We start from the raw sequence: 17824 nt of genomic DNA, 5'->3' as shown, positions 1-17824 counted from the left end.
TAATAATTGTTCAGAGCACTCGATTATTAATTAGATTCTATAGTTATTTACAGATCTCTTCTACTACACTCTTTAAACTCGTCATATCAGAGATATTTAAAGTTGTAAGATCTTTTGCTATTCTTCTGTTTAATCCCTTTAGAGTTGAGCCATTTCCAAACTCTATAGCCAAATCAACATCATTAGATATAGCCAAGATTGATTGCTTATATTTTACAGGTTTTACAAGTTGTTCGCTTAGTAAAGAGACAGCATCTGATTTCGTGCTATACGCCTTTGTTGTAACATTAGAGATTACAGGAGCCTCAAAGCTTTCCTTTATCATACTATTCATCATTGTCTTTAGTGGTTCTTGCGCAGATGCTAAGATCTCACAATGTGACGCTACAGACATGTTTAAAAGTAGTGCTCTCTTTGCACCTGCATCTTTAAAAGTCTGCTCAAGTGAGACTAGATCTGCTTTCATACCAGCAACAACGAGTTGTCCATCTTGATTGTAATTTGCAGGCCATACTTTTTTACCCTCTTTTTGTGCATCTGTACAAATTGACTCAACACTTGCATCATCAAGTCCTACTATTGCCATCATTCCAGCTTCTATTGTTTGACAAGCTTTTTGCATATATGCACCACGGTTATGCACAAGTTCTACAGCATCTACATAGTCTATAGCTCCACTTGCACAAAGAGCTGAGAACTCTCCTAATGAGTGACCTAAAAATAGAGTCGCTTTAACATCAGGGCATGCATCTTTAAAAAGTCTGAAAGCTATCATCTGTACTAAAAGAATAGCAGGTTGGGTGTAAGCCGTTTGGTTGAGTTTTTCATTCTCCTCAAATATGAGTTCTTTAAAGTCAACACCAACTCTCTGTGAAGCTTTTTCAAACATCTCTCTAGCTAGATCTGAGTTCTCATAGAAGTCTCTACCCATGCCAACTGCTTGGCTACCTTGTCCTGCAAATATCATTGCTATGTTACTCATAAAATCACCTTTTATTTAATATTGAAATTATAGCTAAGTTGTTTATATCTTCAAAAAATTATTGAAAAATTCCATCATGATTGAATGTTTGTGCTGTGTGAGTACTAAGAAAATTATAATTAGAGAGGGCTCTTACTAACACTAGCCTCTCTAAAGATTAGAGAGTTAATGCTAAGTATTTTTAATGTATTGTAGTTTAAATGTTTGTCTTAAATACTAAATATGTATATTAATCACAACCACAACCAGTATCTCCGCCACTTCCACAACAACCATCTTCTTGCTTGTTCTCAGCAGGGATTCCAGACATTGCTTCTTCAGCAGATGCATCTCTAACATTGTTGATAGTTACGCTAAACATTAGATCTTTACCAGCTAAAGGATGATTAAAGTCTATAATAACGCTCTCAGTTCCAATCTCTTGAACTACTACTTGAACAGTTCCGCCATCTTCACCTTGACCATAAAGAGTCATTCCTACTTCAAGTTCTATTCCAGCAAATTGGTCTTTAGGAACTTCTTGTTTAGCATCAGGATTGTGAACTCCATAAGCATCTTCAGCTTTTACTAATACATCACCTTTTTCGCCTATAGCCATATTTTGTATTCCAGCTTCTAATCCTGGGATAATTTGACCTTTACCAAACATAAAAACTAATGGTGCAGCACCAAGGTTTGAGTCTACTACTGTTTCACCATCACGAACTTCATATTCTAATGATACTATTTGATTTGTTTCTATTGCCATAAATAAGCCTTTTTTAAATTTTTTTGGATTTTAACATAAGTTAAACAATATTACCAAATCTGCGTTTTAACTACTTCATCTTACTAAGATTAGTTTTTGCTATACTAGCTTCTTTGGAGTCTGGATATTTTGATATTACGCCTTTGTAAAAGGATTTTGCATTTTTTTCATCAGAGGTCTCTTGCATCGAAATAGCAGTGTGAAGCATAAGTGTAGGCATATAATCAGCTTTAGAGTAGAGTGATGCACTCTTTTTAAAGTATGCGATTGCTTCTGCATAGTTTTTTCTATAGTAATTCATTTCACCTATCATATAGTGAGCTCTTGCAGGTCTATAGTTATTGTCTATGAGATGAGTATAATATTCTATACTCTTTGTATAATGCTTTTTATCATAGTTCTCTTTTGCTAACTTCTCTATCTCTGCATTTGAGATTTTATCAAACTTAGAACTCTTTTTTTCTACATTTTTATTTAACTCTTTTGATACTAACTCTTTAAATTTGTTAAAATCTCCTACTAAAGTATTATATTCTTCTTTAGTAACATATGAAGATTCTATAGCTTCAAGCAAAACATTTGCTTTATCCAGAGTTTGTTTTATCTCTTGAATTTCTAATGCATTCGTTTGAGAGACATCACTAAGTCTCTTTTCGTATTCGCTAGCATTTTCTAACTCTTGATTGCTTTTTGTCTCCAACTCTTGTAAGCTTAGTTTGTTTTCTTGAGCTTTTCTAGTAAGTCCTTCGATAATAGTTTGAAGACCATCAATCCTTTCTCTTAAAGATTCAACTTCATTAGCTTGATTGTTACTTTTTACAACAACTTTGTTTAATTTATCTTTTGTTTGGAGAATAACTTTTTCGCTTTGTGATAAGCCGTAAGGTTGGGGATTATCTAAATTACCAGCACCAAAAGCAGAGGGCTCAGAACTCAGTAATTTTAGAGGCACGATAGCTGCAAAGATTGCAGCTAAATAGATGCTTTTCATTGATTATGGAAGAAGTTTGAAGTCAACACGACGATTTTTTGACCAGCACTCTTGAGTTTTATCAGTACAAACTGGATTACTCTCACCATAACTTACCATTGTGATACGGCTATCACTAACACCTTCAGAGATAAGTGCTTTTTTAACACTAGATGCTCTTTTTAGTCCTAGTGCGAAGTTATATTCATCACTTCCCCACTCATCACAATTACCTTCAAGTTTAATAGTAAAAGCACTAGCAGCATCTTTTGCTACAGCTGCACTGCTTGTAACTTTATCTTGCATATCAGCACGGATATTAAACTTATCAAAGTCAAAATATACAGTTGAAAGATCTCTCTCTAAGTTTGCCATATTCATCTCATTTGAATCTGAGCTTGACATTGCATTTTCATCAATAGATGAATCTTCTGCAGAAACAACTTCTGTTTTTACAGTTTCAACTTCTTGAGCTACTACAACTTCTTGGACCTTCTCATCAACTACTGGTTCTTTATCAGCACACCCACTAAAAACTAAAAGTGCCATTGCAACACTTGAGATTATGATTTTTTTCATATTTATATACCCTTGATTTAAAATTACTATGATTGTACCAAAAAAAAAGTAATAAACTAGTATATAGAGCTAAAAATTGCTAATTTGCTCTATAAATGTTGTTACCAATCCATCGCTTGTAGTCTTCCATATTTAAGTGGAAATAGATAATTTTTATTATGATTGAGTCTTATGATCCCAATAGAGCTTTGTGATTTATAGTTTTTAATAAAAAGTATCGCATCACCATCTATAGAAAATTTAGGAAACTCGTTTACACCTGTAGCAGTAAGCCTTCTTATAAAATCTGTTTTAGTAGAAATTAGATGCAAATTAAACGTATTTGCAGAAAAAGCATTTGAGCTCTCTCTTGATTTGTAAACTATATAATCTCCGAAAGTACTTGATGCTGAGTTGCTTTTACCATAATAGACCATCTGTTCTACACTACGACTTCCTATCTTTTTAGAAAAAATATTTGGATAACCTAATCTGCCTGAGACAAATACTATGGTCTCATCATCTAAAAACTGACCATTTACATCTATACCACCATAGTTAGTAAGCTTTTTACTTTGAGCTGAAGCTACATCGTAAAGATATACATCAGGCTGACCATCGGGTGCCATAGTTAACAGCAATCTATTTGAATCTCTACTAACATCTGAACACACCATCATTCCGTCTGAAGAAATTATAGATTTACTCTTACCTGTTTTTATATTTACATGCTTTAGCGTTGGTTTTTTACTATCTAATGATGTATAATAAAATGCATCTTGATTTTTATTTGCCCATTTTGGAAAAATATTAAACCCACCTTTTATTACAGTATGTTGATATGCTAGAGTATAGTCTGAAATAACTATTTCTGTTTTTTGCGGAGCTACTACCCTTGAGAAAATCACTCTTCGCTTCATCCATTCAACTGATGGAGCTTGCATAAACTCATTTATATCGTAAGCGATAGTGTGAGCCACAAACATAAAAACATTTTTTCTATTGATCTTGTACTGCTTTGTTAAAACAATTTTTTCTTTATTTATAAGTTTTAACTCAATATTTAGAGCACCAACATCATCTTGAAACATCTTATATCTCAACACATAGTCCATATCTTTGTTTTCAACCATCACACTCGTATCATTAAAATGAGTTTTACGGTGATGTCTATCTACATTAAAGAGAGATAAAACATTCAAATCAGCGATAATGGTTTTAAAAAAACTATCTTTAAATGTGTTGTCATAGCTTATAGATGAGTCTTCAACTGCTATGCTAGGTAGAGATTCTACTTTTTTTATAACCTCTATAGTAGCATCTCCTGCATACGAGATACCAAACACAAATAAAAAAATCAACAATATTCTCAAAATCACTCCTTAGCTTTTAAAACTATAGTATAAGTACCAGATTTATTTTGCGGGTTTATAGGAAATAAAACCCATAAAAGTCTGTTTTTAATCTTATCACTCTCTTCATTTAACGCACCATTAGCAGAGTAAGTTAAGATTCTAAAATCAATAACTTTTCCAATAGAGCTCAACTCAATGACCGCTTTGACACTATGTCCTTGAGTATTTGAAGGTGGGAAAAAGTTCTGGTATACTAAAGCCTGAATTTTAGCAAAATATTCATTAACCGCATCAGCACTTGAGTCTTTTTGCGAATCTTCACTATTTTTCACCATATCATTAGCTAAAACTTTTTGAGAACTTTTACCTGTTGTATCTTTATCAATTATTTTAGACTTTTTAGCAATCTCTTGAAGTCTTTTATTATCAATTTTCTCTTCTTTTGGTTTTATTTTTTTAACATCTTTAGTCCAAACATCACTAAACAGTTCATCAATATTTATCTCTTTTGACTCAACTGGAGTTACTTGTTCTTCCTGTTTTTGAGGTATCGTTTTTGTACTTTTTTGCACCTTTGGTGTTTCTAGGGATATAGATATATAATTATCTTTTTTTAATGCAAATGCATCAATTTTAGAGTTTGAAAAAAGGGTTTGAATGATCAATAGCAAAAAGAAAGTAAAAAGTGACAATGATATAAGACCACTAGTGTAAAAGTAAGTGTTGTTACTATCCATTTGTAGCTAATGAAACCTCAGAAAAACCTGCTTGTTTTACAGCAGCTAAGACTGACATAACAACACCATAGTCCAAAGTTTTATCTGCACTTATAAGTACAGTAGCTTTTAAATCTAATTTTTTAGAATAAAGAAAGAAATTATCCATAAATTCATGAAGTTGATAATTGTCTTTATTTATTTTAACATTTTGCTCTTTATCTATTGAGATGTGAACAGGTGGGATTTCAGATAGTTGTTTGCTCAAAGAGCCTTGTGGAAGCTTGATACTCTCTTCATATACAATGTTTGGAGCGATAACCATTAAAATGGCTAATAAAACTAACATTACATCCACAAGTGGAGTAATGTTTAGTTCAGGTTTGTCTTCAAAATCATACATAAACTTTAGCTCTCTAGTTATTTTTTCTAGCTAAGATAGCTTCACTTTGCATCTGAATAAATCCAACAAGTTCAAATGAACTTCTTTTTAAGATCTGATGGTAAGTATATGCAAATATAGCAACAAAGATACCGGCTGCAGTTGCTATTAGGGCATCTGAAACACCACTTGAGATGATAGACATACTTCCACTACTTTGACCTATATGGGTAAAAGTATCAAGTATAGATACTACAGTTCCAAAAAGTCCTATAAAAGGAGTAGTAGATGCAAATACAGACAAAAGCGATAGACCTTTTGTAGCCTCTTTTGTAGCTGCTAAGAGTGCAAGATCTAAAATCTCTTTATTTACATTTGATCTTGTTTTTATAAAGTTATTTAAAAATGAGCTGTCACTAACAGATGAAGCTCCCATAAGAAGTGACTCTAGTGAGTTACTTTCAATTTTAAGCCAGTTATTTATAGAGAAGTAGCGATAAAAAAATACCCAGTTTAAAACTATAAAGTATATTGACAAAAGAGCCAATACACCTAAAGTTACTGGGTGACTTTTAAGATAAAAGTCAATTAGATTATTAATCATATACTATAACAATCTTCTAGCTGCTGATTCTATTCTAGCTGTAGCAGATGCTATTGCTGGATTTGAGTCTGCAATATCATTGATAAGTTGCTTAGCATCTTCTAGAGCATTAGCAACAGCACTTTCACTATCACCACGAATAGCAACAGCACCTTCAACCAAGACAATAACTTTGGTTTCATCAACCTGAACTACACCCCAGTTTATTAAGATTGATTCAACTGTTTTATCATCTTTTTCGATATCTATCACACCAGCCTCTAACAAAGTTGTTAGAGATGCGTGATGTGGTAAAACACCAAATTCTCCCTCTTCACCTGGAAGAGTTACGCTAACGACGACATCGTTAAAGATTTCACCATTAGGAGTTAGGATTTCAAGTTTTAACTTATCCATTACGATCCTTTAGTATTGCGAGTTATTTTTTTTGCTTTGCATCTTTTTCAATTGCCTCATCCATACCACCAACCATATAGAATGCATTTTCTGACATATCATCATAGTCACCATTTAAGATTCCTTTGAATCCTTTAATAGTGTCTTCTAATGATACATATTTACCAGGAGAACCTGTAAATACTTCTGCAACAAAGAATGGTTGAGATAAAAATTTCTCAATTTTACGAGCTCTCTCAACAACATTTTTATCATCTTCACTAAGTTCATCCATACCAAGAATTGCAATAATATCTTGAAGGTCTTTGTACTTTTGAAGTGTTTGTTGAACACCACGAGCTACATTATAATGCTCTTCACCTACAATTTGTGGATCTAGAAGTCTTGAAGACGAATCAAGTGGATCAACTGCAGGATAGATACCTTTTTCAGCAATTTTACGGTTAAGAACTGTAGTTGCATCTAAGTGAGCAAAAACAGAAGCTGGAGCAGGGTCAGTTAAGTCATCTGCTGGTACATAAACAGCTTGAACTGAAGTGATTGATCCATTTTTAGTTGATGTAATTCTATCTTGCAATGCACCCATTTCACGAGCTAGAGTTGGTTGATAACCAACAGCTGATGGGATACGGCCAAGAAGTGCAGACATCTCAGAACCTGATTGTGCAAAACGGAAGATATTATCAATAAACATTAAAACATCAAGATTTTGTTCATCTCTAAAATACTCAGCCATAGTAAGACCAGTAAGAGCGATACGGTTACGTGCTCCAGGAGGCTCACTCATTTGACCATAGCACAGTGCAACTTTATCTAATACATTGGAGTCTTTCATCTCATGGTAAAGGTCATTTCCTTCACGAGTTCTCTCACCAACACCAGCAAACACAGATAGACCATCATGACCCATAGCAACGTTGTGAATAAGTTCCATAATAATAACTGTTTTACCGACACCAGCACCACCAAATAGTCCAACTTTACCACCTTTTGAATATGGTGCTAAGAGGTCAACAACTTTGATACCTGTTTCAAACATCTCTGTAGTAGTTGACTGATCAACTAGAGCTGGAGGCTCACGGTGTATAGACCAAGTAGGAGCATCACTAACTTGCTCACCACCATCAATAGTCTCACCAATAACATTAAAAATACGACCTAGTACTTTCTCTCCAACTGGAACTTTAATAGGTGAACCTGTAGCAGTAGCTTCCATTCCACGAATTAAACCTTCACTCATATCCATTGCAATTGTTCTAACGCGACCATCACCTAAGTGAGCCGCAACTTCAAGTACTAAACGTCTTTTAGTACCTTCTAAATCTATTTGAACTTCAATTGCTTCGTTAATTATAGGAAGATAACCATTAAAATCAACATCAACAACTGGGCCCATAACCTGGCTTATTTTACCAATCATATTTTTCTCCATTATTTCATAGACTCCACACCACTTATAATCTCTATAAGTTCTGTAGTAATAGCTGCTTGTCTAGCTTTATTATATTTTACATTTAGTGACTTAACCATATCTTTAGCATTGTTAGTTGCTGTATCCATTGCTTGCATTCTAGAACTGTGCTCAGCCGCAACTGAATCTATAAGTGCATAATACATTGCATATTTTACATATCTATTAACTAAAGAATCCAACATATGCTCTTCATCTTGAGCTTCAACTTCTAACATTGAGTCTCTTATTTCATCACACTCAAAATCTGTAGTATCAACAGGTAGTATATTGCTAATATGTAACTCTTGAGTTATCATATTTTTGTATCCATTATAAACAATACGAAGACCGTCAATTTTGCCATCTTTATAATCTTCAATAGAACTCATAATGAATTCATCAGATCTTACTTTGTCAGGTTTTGAGCTTAAATTTGCAACTTCATCAAAAAGTTCAACTTCATTGTATTTAAAAAACTCAATACCTTTTTTACCGATTCCGCGAAGACGCACTTTTACATTTTTCTCTTTATACTCTGCTATTAGTTTTTTAACAGCTTTAATAGTTTGAATATTAAAACCACCACATAAACCTTTATCAGCAGTTACAAAGACAATATCAACAATTTTAGGATTTTCAATCTCTGTAAAACATCGATTTTCAATTCCTCCGATTCTATTGCATTTAATGCGTCCAGCTATTTCGGCAATAACCTGATTCATTTTTGCAGCGTAAAGACGAGAGCGTTTTGCAAGCTCCTCAGCACGACGAAGTTTTGCAGTAGATACAAGTTTCATCGCACGAGTTGTCTTTTGAGTGTTAGTAACACTCTTTATCTGTCTTTGAATATCTTTCAAGTTTGCCATAAAGTTTTCCTTATGCTACTACAAAAGTAGATTTGAATTCTTCAAGTGCTTTGATTAGTAGTGCTTTTGTATCATCATCTACTTTTAAAGTGCTTCTGATACTCTCAAAAATTTGAGGATAACTAGCCTCAATAAATGGATATAACTCAGCTTCAAAACGAACAACATTTGATGGATCAAAATCATCTAAGAATCCTTCGTTACCAGCAAAAATGATAGCAACTTGTTTCTCAGCTGAAAGTGGAGAAAAAGGTCCCTGTTTTAGAACCTCTACCATTCTTTGACCACGCTCAAGTTGGTTACGAGAAGTCTCATCAAGATCAGATGCAAACTGTGCAAATGCTTGAAGCTCACGATATTGTGCAAGGTCAAGACGCAGAGTACCAGCAACTTGCTTAGTAGCTTTGATCTGAGCAGCACCACCAACACGAGAAACAGATAGACCAACGTTGATAGCTGGACGAACACCAGAGTTAAATAGCTCAGTCTCCAAAAAGATTTGACCATCTGTAATAGAGATAACATTTGTTGGAATATATGCCGCAACATCCCCAGCTTGTGTTTCAATAATTGGAAGTGCAGTAAGTGAACCAGCACCTTTTTCATCTGAAACTTTAGCAGCTCTCTCTAAAAGGCGAGAGTGGATATAAAAAACATCACCAGGATAAGCTTCACGACCTGGAGGACGACGAAGAATAAGTGACATTTCACGGTATGCAACTGCATGCTTACTTAAATCATCATATACGATTAGACCATGTCTAGCGTTATCACGAAAGTATTCACCCATAGTAACACCAGTATATGGAGCTAAAAATTGAAGTGCAGCAGCTTCAGATGCAGTAGCAGATACGATTATAGTATATTCCATAGCACCATGCTCTTCTAGACGACGAACTATCTGAGCTACAGTTGATTCTTTTTGACCAATCGCAACATATACACAAGAAACACCATTACCTTTTTGGTTAATGATAGCATCTAGTGCGACTGTTGTTTTACCAGTTTGTCTGTCACCAATGATAAGCTCACGTTGACCACGACCAATTGGAACTAGTGCATCAATAGCTTTAATACCAGTAGCTAATGGCTCATGAACAGATTTTCTATCCATAATTCCAGGTGCTTTTTCTTCAACAAAACGAATTTCTGTTGTCTCAATTGGACCTTTACCATCTATTGGCTCACCTAGTGCATTAACAACACGACCTAAAAGAGCATCTCCTACTGGAACTTTAAGAAGCTTACCAAGTCTTTTAACACTCATGCCTTCTTTTAAGTTTACTCCAAGACCAAGAATAACAATACCTACGCTACTCTCTTGAAGGTTCATAACTAAACCTCTAGTCCCCTCTTCAAACTCTACCATCTCTCCAGCCATAACGTTGTTAAGTCCGTAAACTTGCGCAACACCATCAGCATAAGAGACAATCTTACCTGTCTCATTTATATCAACACTTAGTTCAAAGTTATCGATACGCTCTTTTATTATTGAGCTGATTTCATCAGCTTGTATTTTTGCTACCACTATTTTTCTCCTCTCGTTGAAAGTTAAATTGCTTTTATTATATGTTGTATAATTTGATCGTTGATTCTTGTTTTAGAGAAGTTAATCTCTATCCCTAAATCTTCAACATCCACTTTGATACCATTAAAGTTATCTTTAACAAAATCTAATGAAATGTTCGAATCAAACTTTTTACTTAAACCACTGCTTAAATCTTTTATGACTTTTGCATCTAAATCGCTATCACTATAAACACGACCTTTGTAAGTTTTATTTGTATGGGCTGTATCTTTTCTCATTGATTCAGCTATGGCTGGAATAATTTCTATACGCTTCTTCTCAACCAACAACTTAATCAAAGAGTCAATAGCACTAGAATTAGCAGGCTTTACACTCGCTAAAAGAATATCTAGTTTTTGCTCTTTACTTACATTTGAACTATTTATAATTTCAATAAACTTAGCATCTTCAAAAGACTTCGCTAGAGTATCAAAAAGTAAAGTTGCATTTTGCATTGACTCAGAATCAAGTCCCTCTTTAAAAGCTTTTATATATCTTTTTGCTATCAATTCTTCCATCTATGCCACCTTCTTTAAGATAACATTAGCCATAGCTTCTTTGTCGAAACTCTCACTACTTTGACTTAGCACTTCATTTAGCACACTCTCAACAACACCTCGAACCATTCTTCTTTGTTCAAACTCCATCAATGATGCACTTTGTTTAGCTATATTTACTAAATCTGATTCACACTGAAGCATAATGTTGTCATTTAAAACCTTGTTTTCTTTTTTTGAAGCAGTAACTAATCCTTCTGCAAACTTTTCAGCTTCAGAAATTTTAGTGAGTGCCTCTTTTTTAAGATTTACAGATTCGTTTAACTTATCTTGTACCTTTTGCAACTCATCAGCTATACCTTGGCTTCTAGCAGCAAAGTAATTTTTAGCAGGTTCGGCTACAAGGTACCAAATAAGCCCAAAAAATAGCAAAAAATTTACTGTTCTTTGAACGATATCAGTCCCCCCACCTTCTGCACCACTAGATGCTAATGCATAAGTTGATATCATCATAATTAAAAGTAAAATTCTACTCACACCACATCCTTATATTTGACTAAATTTAGCTTTAACAGCTTCTTTAAACAATGGAACCTGAGACATTATATCTTTAGTTAATTGTTCTTTAGTTTGCGCAAGTAATTGCTCAAACTCTAAATACTGGCTAGCTAATTCAGCTCGTTTTGCTTCTATCTTACTCTCTGCTAACTCTTTAGCATCTTGTATAACTTTCTCTCTTAGGGCCGCAGCTTCTAGTTTGGCATTTGTAATTATTGATTCAGCTTTTGAATTAAGTTCGTTGATTTCATCATCATTATTGCCAACTTTTTGCAAATCTTTTTTGATGTCATCATCTCTTTTATTCATAAAACTAAATAATGGATTATATAGCCAACTATTAAGAACGGCGATTAGTGAAAGAAATACAACAAATGTAGCTAAAAGTAGTATCGGATTTATATCTAACATAGCACCTCCTAAAAGTTGCGTGATTATACTATTAGAAAATTGAAAGGATAGTTAAACTAAAAAAAAATTTAAAAGAATTTTGTAAATTTTACAAACTTTGTAAAATTTTTACATGATTATGAGGCTTTTATGAGATATATTTTAAAAAATCGTTAACTTGACTCTCATTGTCAAACTCTATAGTTAGTTTATTATTTGAAGTTTTTACTTTAAGTCCTAAAGAGTCAAATCTATCTTTTATATCACTAAAATCATATTTATTACTTTGACTCTTGATAGAAGCTGGTTTTTTTTCATCTTTCATATCTTTTATGATAGATTCAACTTCTCTAACACTTAGTTTTTGTCCAATGATTGAGTTTACAATAAGTTGTTGCTCTTTTTCATCTAATCCTATTATAACCTTAGCATGACCAGCAGTAATTTTTTTTTCAATCAAAGCTTTCTGAGTCTTCTCAGATAGTTGCAGTAATCTAATAGTGTTTGTTATATGAGTTCTACTCTTGTGTATCTTGTTTGCAAGTTCTTCTTGTGTAACATCATACATCTTGAGTAGTTCACTATAAGCTTCAGCCAATTCAACTGCATTTAGTTCATCTCTTTGGATGTTTTCTATCAAAGCAAACTGACGCATTTTTTGCTTATCTGAGTTTAAAAGGATCGCACGGATAGTCTTAAGCTTTACAAGTTTTGATGCACGAAGTCTTCTCTCACCAGCAATAAGAACATATCCATCAAAATCTTGAGTTACAACTATGGGCTGAAGAAGTCCATCATGCTTTATAGATTCACCCAGTTCTAAAAGTGAACTCTCATCAAAGTGTTTTCTTGGTTGATATGGATTTGGTCTGATGTCTTTAACACTCAGCTCAATAACAGCATCTCTAGAAGATCCCTCATTTTCATAAGCTTCATCCATTTCACCTAAAAGTGCATCTAATCCACGGCCGAGTTTTTGAGACTTCATTATGCTATTATCGTTTGAGCTAGATTTTGATAAGCAATTGAGCCTATTGATTTTACATCATATAGAATTGCTGGTTTTCCAAAAGATGGAGCTTCTGCTAGTTTTACATTTCTTGGTACTACAATATACTGATCTTCTATATCTTTAAATAACTTACCCTTGAAGTGTTGTGATAGATCTGCAAAAACTTGTTTTGAAAGATTGTTTTGAGAACTAAACATAGTTGGCAAAAAACCTTTGATGCTAAGCTTTGGGTTGATCGACTTTCTTACAAGTTTAACTGTATTTAAAAGTTGAGCTAAACCTTCAAGTGCAAAAAATTCACACTGTATCGGAATAATAACTGAGTTAGATGCACAAAGTGCATTTATAGTCATTGGTCCCAGTGCTGGAGGCGAATCTATAATAATATAGTCATAATCTTTTCTAACATTTGCAATAGCTCTTTTTAGAACTAATTCTCTTCCATCTTTATTGTCATTGTCATAGTACTCTTTTTCAATTCCAACAAGACCTATGTTTGATGGAGCTAAATGCAGAGTTGGTAGATCTGACTTTAGGATGATATCTTTTAGTTTTTTTGTTCCAATAAGTACATGGTAAATATTGAACTCATAGTCATTTCTATGGAAACCTAGGGATGTAGTAGCGTTAGCCTGTGGGTCTGAGTCAATCAAAAGCACTTTTTTTTCTGCCACAGCAAGGGATGCAGCTAAGTTAACAGCAGTAGTTGTTTTACCAACTCCGCCTTTTTGATTTGCAATTACTATTACTTCACTCATCTTGTACTATATATCCTCTTACCGTTGTTTATGATTGAACCATCTTCTTGAAGCTCGACATCTTCTAATGGAATTTTTATATTTTTATTATGTGTAAAAAAGTTTTTGTTCTTTGGAAATTCTAACTCATATTTGCTAAAAACTTGCTTCCATGAAATTTTTTCTTCTATTTTTTTGAAATATTTTTTTAGTACTTCTTTTTTATCTACATTTATATCAAGCTTTGCAAATCCTTCTGGAGCTGTTAGTAAATTTAATCCAAGTCCACAAATAAGAGTATTACCCTCAAGATTTGTAATCATACCACCAATCTTTTTATCCTCTATATAGAAGTCATTTGGCCACTTTATCCAAACACAAGATCCTTCTTCAAAAAGCAGAATTTTAAAAATATAAGAAAAATAAATAGATGCAGATTCAAGTTTTAGATCTTGTGGTAACTCATCTAGATCTATAGCAAAAGATAAAAAAAGATTCCCCTTTTGTGAGTTCCAAGTGTTATCTCTACTTCCAACTCCTGCACTTTGAACATCACTTAGTACTGCAAACGGTGCTTTGATCTCTTTACTTTTAATAAGCTTTTTTAAGTAGCTTTGAGTTGAGTCAATCTCTTTAAGATAGAGTATCTTCACAGAAAAGTCTTTGCCCGTTTATGTAAGAGAGTATATCCATCTCTTTTTTTGAAGCGGGTTGAACGCTAAAAATTCTTATGCTTCCACGTCTACAGCCTACAACTATGCTATCTTTTGCAATAGATAAGATGATGCCCTCTTTATTGGTCGAACTATTCTCTTCAAATGATATGTTTTTAAACTTTAACCCATTACTTAGATAGACACCTGGCCAAGGAGTAAATGCACGATATTTATCATAGATCTCTTGTGCATCTAAAAACTCAACTTTTCCATCTTCTTTAGTGATTTTTTTACAATGCGTAGCTTGTGCTTCCTCTTGCTTTATAGCTTCAATTGAATCAAAGTTTTTTAAAATATCAATGGTTAGCTTTGAGGCAACTTCTGTAAGCCTGTCAAAAAGAGACTCAACCATTTCGTCATCTTCAACATTTATGGTTTCTATCTTTAAGATATTTCCAGTATCAAGACCAACATCCATAAGCATTGCAGTTACGCCAGTTTTTTTATCTCCGTGAAGTAGAGTTTGTTGGATTGGACTTGCACCTCTATATTGTGGAAGTATCGATGCGTGAAGATTTATACATGGAGCGTGTTGCAGGATTTCAAGTGGCAAGATCTGACCATAAGCAGCTACAACTATAAAGTCACACTCAATAGCTAAAAGTTCATCTACCACCTCTTGATCTCTTAACCTTTGCGGTTGATAAACTTCTATATTGTGTCTCTGCGCTAAAGTTTTTACTACTGGAGGAGTCATAACTTTTTTTCGCCCCACGGGCTTGTCTGGTTGAGTATAAACTGCTACAACTTCCATATTTGGAGTGTCTATAATTTTATCTAAAATAGCTTTTGCATAAAAGGGTGTACCCATAAATATTATACGCATTATGCTTCTCCTTTAGTAAAAAGTGTACCGCCTATATGTTTACCATCGATCATATAACTCTTAGCATCACTTAGATCAAATCCACTAGATAAGAACATATCAATATTGTGCTTTAGAAGATAAGATGCGGCTTTTAGTTTTGTAACTATGCCACCTGTTGCAAATGTTCCATGAGGAGTAGCTTCTCTGCTTAGTGCACACTCATCAATCTCTTTTACAATTTTTTGTACTTTTGCATTTGGATTTTTATGTGGATCTTCATCATAGTAAGCATCTATATCTGAGAGAATTATTAACAAGTCACTGTTGGTATGTTTTGTCATATAGGCTGAGAGTTGATCGTTATCTCCTACTACAAGCTCTTCTGTAGCTGTTGCATCATTTTCATTTATGATAGGAATAACACCACTACCTAGAAGTGTATCTACTGTATCTTTGATTTTTTTTGTTTCTTCATCTTTGTTAAGGTTTGCAGCAGTAACTAAGATTTGTGAAGTGATAATATTGTGTTTTTGGAACTCTTTAGCATACTTGTGCATCAAAACTGGTTGCCCAATGGAAGCTAGAGCCTGTTTATTTTTTAAGATAGTACGATCTAGCTGAACCTTTGTATATCCAGCTGCAACTGCACCTGAAGAGACTAATAAAACTTCATTTTCTTTTTTTAGCTCTACTAAAAATTCTACTAAAGCTTTCATTCTCTCTTTTGCTATAGAGTCACCCTGCGTTAAAACAGCACTACCAACTTTAACAACTACTCGTCTCATTTTCAGTCTCTATCTACTTGAACTAAGTTAAATAACGCATGTTTTAATGCTGAGATATTTTTTGAAGTAGCCGAAGATATAGGAGCTATAAAGTAAGGTTTAGAACTATCATATCCAAGTGTCTTATCTGCACTTTTTTGTATAAAATAAGGAAGACTATCGTCAAAATCAAACTCACTTTCTTTTGATGCCTCAACTCCCATAAGTTCTATAAAACCATTTACAAGACTATCTACATCTTCTGGTGGTACTACGTCTTGACGTGTTAGTGCTATGGCGAACTTATTTTCACCCAATGTTTTTGAAAAAGATGAGATCTCATCTTTTAGAGTATCGATCTGTTCTTTTAGATCTCTATATGAAGCTAGATCTATCATATATAAAAGGATCTTTGTTCTCTCAATGTGTCTTAAAAACTCAATTCCAAGCCCTTTACCTTCATGAGCACCACCGATAATCCCAGGAATATCAGCCATTACAAATGACTCAAAATCTCCAATATCGACTTGACCTAGTTTTGGTGTAAGCGTTGTAAACTCATAGTTAGCTATCTCAGGTCTTGCATTTGATACTGTTGAGATAAGAGTTGATTTTCCAACATTTGGAAAGCCTACAAGTCCAACATCTGCTATAAGTTTAAGATCTAGCTTTATCTCTCTAGTCTCGCCTTTTTCACCTGGTTGTGCATAAGTTGGTCTTTGGTTTGTAGATGATTTAAAGTGAATATTTCCAAGTCCACCTTTTCCACCTTCTAAAAATTTAATCTCTTGTCCGTCTACTAGCATATCAAGAAGGATTTCGCCACTCTCAGCGTCAACTATTTGAGTTCCAGGAGGCACGATAATGACTTTTTTCTGACCTGATTTTCCACTCATTCTAGAGCCCTCACCAGGTCTGCCACCATCAGCTTTTATGTGCATCTTTTTTTGAAAGTGAGAAAGTGTGTGAGTGTTGTTATCACACTTAAACCATATATCGCCACCCTTTCCACCATCGCCACCGTTTGGACCACCATTTAGTACAAACTTCTCACGACGAAAAGCGACACATCCTTGTCCGCCTTTTCCTGAACTAACTTTTAACTCAACGCTATCTGTAAACAAAGTAAACTCCTTGTTATTATAAACTCGACATTATGAAAAATCGATAGTTTTATAAACTTAAATACTTAAGAACAAACTATTAAATAAAGAGTATATTGTTAAATATTTTATTTATTTAGGTGTTAAACCTAAAAAATCTGAGGGTAAAGATATTTGAGCCGAAGCTCAAATATTTGTGGAATTATGCAGCAGTAACGATTGAAACTTGTTGACGTTTTTTGTCTTTTCTGTGAAAAGTTACAACACCATCAACTAGTGCAAATATAGTATGATCTTTTCCCATACCAACATTTTTACCTGGATGAACTTTAGTTCCTCTTTGACGAATAATGATGTTTCCAGCTACTACAGCCTCTCCACCAAACTTCTTAACACCAAGTCTTCTACCAGCTGAGTCACGATTATTCTGTGTACTTCCCTGACCTTTTTTGTGTGCCATTTCTATCTCCTTAAATTTAGTTCCTAAATTCAAGGAACCATTATATTTTATTACGCAAAAGGAACAAAGTCCCTTTTACTACGCTAACGCTTAGTTTTCTTCAGCAGAAAGCTCGCGCAACTAGTTGCTTTTTAGCTTTTGTTGTTACGCTGCTATTTTCGTGATACGAACACGAGTGAAGT

At 34.0% G+C, this 17824-nt stretch carries 22 protein-coding genes; all 22 read right to left on the bottom strand.

The window, feature by feature from the left end; all coding sequences use genetic code 11:
• Positions 1-43: 43 nt before the first annotated feature.
• Positions 44-982 (bottom strand): ACP S-malonyltransferase, encoded by a 939-nt coding sequence (gene fabD, locus M0Q24_RS09990; RefSeq protein WP_295050275.1) that lies wholly within the window; start codon positions 980-982, stop codon positions 44-46.
• Between the two features lie 229 nt (positions 983-1211).
• Positions 1212-1730 (bottom strand): peptidylprolyl isomerase, encoded by a 519-nt coding sequence (locus M0Q24_RS09985; protein ID WP_295050274.1) that lies wholly within the window; start codon positions 1728-1730, stop codon positions 1212-1214.
• Positions 1731-1800: 70 nt separating this feature from the next.
• Positions 1801-2721, bottom strand: a complete 921-nt coding sequence (locus M0Q24_RS09980; protein WP_295050272.1) for a tetratricopeptide repeat protein — start codon at positions 2719-2721, stop codon at positions 1801-1803.
• Between the two features lie 3 nt (positions 2722-2724).
• Complete coding sequence (gene pal, locus M0Q24_RS09975) at positions 2725-3279, bottom strand: peptidoglycan-associated lipoprotein Pal (RefSeq protein ID WP_295050270.1); 555 nt, start codon at positions 3277-3279, stop codon at positions 2725-2727.
• Positions 3280-3380: 101 nt separating this feature from the next.
• Positions 3381-4637: a Tol-Pal system protein TolB gene (tolB, locus tag M0Q24_RS09970; RefSeq protein WP_295050268.1), complete on the bottom strand. Its 1257-nt coding sequence runs from the start codon at positions 4635-4637 to the stop codon at positions 3381-3383.
• Positions 4634-5350, bottom strand: coding sequence for a TonB C-terminal domain-containing protein (locus M0Q24_RS09965; protein WP_295050266.1), 717 nt, complete (start codon positions 5348-5350; stop codon positions 4634-4636). The genes tolB and M0Q24_RS09965 overlap by 4 nt, the downstream gene beginning before the upstream one ends.
• Positions 5343-5732 carry a biopolymer transporter ExbD gene (locus M0Q24_RS09960; protein ID WP_295050264.1) on the bottom strand — a complete coding sequence of 130 codons (390 nt, stop codon included), beginning with the start codon at positions 5730-5732 and terminating at the stop codon, positions 5343-5345. The genes M0Q24_RS09965 and M0Q24_RS09960 overlap by 8 nt, the downstream gene beginning before the upstream one ends.
• Positions 5733-5745: 13 nt before the next feature.
• On the bottom strand, positions 5746-6315 hold the full coding sequence (locus tag M0Q24_RS09955) for a MotA/TolQ/ExbB proton channel family protein (RefSeq protein ID WP_295050261.1): 570 nt from the start codon (positions 6313-6315) through the stop codon (positions 5746-5748).
• A gap of 3 nt (positions 6316-6318) precedes the next feature.
• Positions 6319-6711: an ATP synthase F1 subunit epsilon gene (gene atpC, locus M0Q24_RS09950; protein WP_295050260.1), complete on the bottom strand. Its 393-nt coding sequence runs from the start codon at positions 6709-6711 to the stop codon at positions 6319-6321.
• A gap of 22 nt (positions 6712-6733) precedes the next feature.
• Positions 6734-8131: a F0F1 ATP synthase subunit beta gene (atpD, locus tag M0Q24_RS09945; RefSeq protein ID WP_295050258.1), complete on the bottom strand. Its 1398-nt coding sequence runs from the start codon at positions 8129-8131 to the stop codon at positions 6734-6736.
• A gap of 11 nt (positions 8132-8142) precedes the next feature.
• The gene (gene atpG / locus M0Q24_RS09940; RefSeq protein ID WP_295050256.1) at positions 8143-9030 is read right to left on the bottom strand and encodes an ATP synthase F1 subunit gamma; all 888 of its coding nucleotides are present in this window, start codon (positions 9028-9030) and stop codon (positions 8143-8145) included.
• A gap of 10 nt (positions 9031-9040) precedes the next feature.
• Complete coding sequence (gene atpA, locus M0Q24_RS09935) at positions 9041-10558, bottom strand: F0F1 ATP synthase subunit alpha (RefSeq protein ID WP_295050254.1); 1518 nt, start codon at positions 10556-10558, stop codon at positions 9041-9043.
• Between the two features lie 23 nt (positions 10559-10581).
• A complete protein-coding gene (locus M0Q24_RS09930) occupies positions 10582-11115 on the bottom strand; it encodes a F0F1 ATP synthase subunit delta (protein ID WP_295050252.1) in 534 nt (177 codons plus the stop codon).
• Positions 11116-11631, bottom strand: coding sequence for a F0F1 ATP synthase subunit B (locus tag M0Q24_RS09925; RefSeq protein ID WP_295050251.1), 516 nt, complete (start codon positions 11629-11631; stop codon positions 11116-11118).
• Positions 11632-11640: 9 nt separating this feature from the next.
• Positions 11641-12063, bottom strand: a complete 423-nt coding sequence (locus tag M0Q24_RS09920) for a FoF1 ATP synthase subunit B' (RefSeq protein ID WP_295050249.1) — start codon at positions 12061-12063, stop codon at positions 11641-11643.
• A 127-nt stretch (positions 12064-12190) separates the two neighbouring features.
• Positions 12191-13030 carry a ParB/RepB/Spo0J family partition protein gene (locus tag M0Q24_RS09915; RefSeq protein ID WP_295050247.1) on the bottom strand — a complete coding sequence of 280 codons (840 nt, stop codon included), beginning with the start codon at positions 13028-13030 and terminating at the stop codon, positions 12191-12193.
• Positions 13030-13812, bottom strand: coding sequence for an AAA family ATPase (locus tag M0Q24_RS09910; protein WP_295050245.1), 783 nt, complete (start codon positions 13810-13812; stop codon positions 13030-13032). The genes M0Q24_RS09915 and M0Q24_RS09910 overlap by 1 nt, the downstream gene beginning before the upstream one ends.
• Entirely contained in the window at positions 13809-14444 is a 636-nt protein-coding gene (locus M0Q24_RS09905) for a biotin--[acetyl-CoA-carboxylase] ligase (RefSeq protein WP_295050244.1), read from the bottom strand. The genes M0Q24_RS09910 and M0Q24_RS09905 overlap by 4 nt, the downstream gene beginning before the upstream one ends.
• Positions 14425-15333 (bottom strand): methionyl-tRNA formyltransferase, encoded by a 909-nt coding sequence (gene fmt, locus M0Q24_RS09900; RefSeq protein WP_295050242.1) that lies wholly within the window; start codon positions 15331-15333, stop codon positions 14425-14427. The genes M0Q24_RS09905 and fmt overlap by 20 nt, the downstream gene beginning before the upstream one ends.
• Positions 15333-16100: a glutamate 5-kinase gene (gene proB / locus M0Q24_RS09895; RefSeq protein ID WP_295050240.1), complete on the bottom strand. Its 768-nt coding sequence runs from the start codon at positions 16098-16100 to the stop codon at positions 15333-15335. Before proB ends, fmt begins: the two co-directional genes overlap by 1 nt.
• A gap of 2 nt (positions 16101-16102) precedes the next feature.
• Positions 16103-17203, bottom strand: coding sequence for a GTPase ObgE (obgE, locus tag M0Q24_RS09890; protein WP_295050238.1), 1101 nt, complete (start codon positions 17201-17203; stop codon positions 16103-16105).
• A 181-nt stretch (positions 17204-17384) separates the two neighbouring features.
• On the bottom strand, positions 17385-17642 hold the full coding sequence (gene rpmA / locus M0Q24_RS09885; protein ID WP_295050236.1) for a 50S ribosomal protein L27: 258 nt from the start codon (positions 17640-17642) through the stop codon (positions 17385-17387).
• Between the last annotated feature and the right edge of the window lie 182 nt (positions 17643-17824).

Origin of the sequence: Sulfurimonas sp. (assembly GCF_023228785.1) — a bacterium.
Taxonomy (GTDB): domain Bacteria; phylum Campylobacterota; class Campylobacteria; order Campylobacterales; family Sulfurimonadaceae; genus Sulfurimonas.
This window is presented reverse-complemented; position numbering and strand designations above follow the sequence as displayed.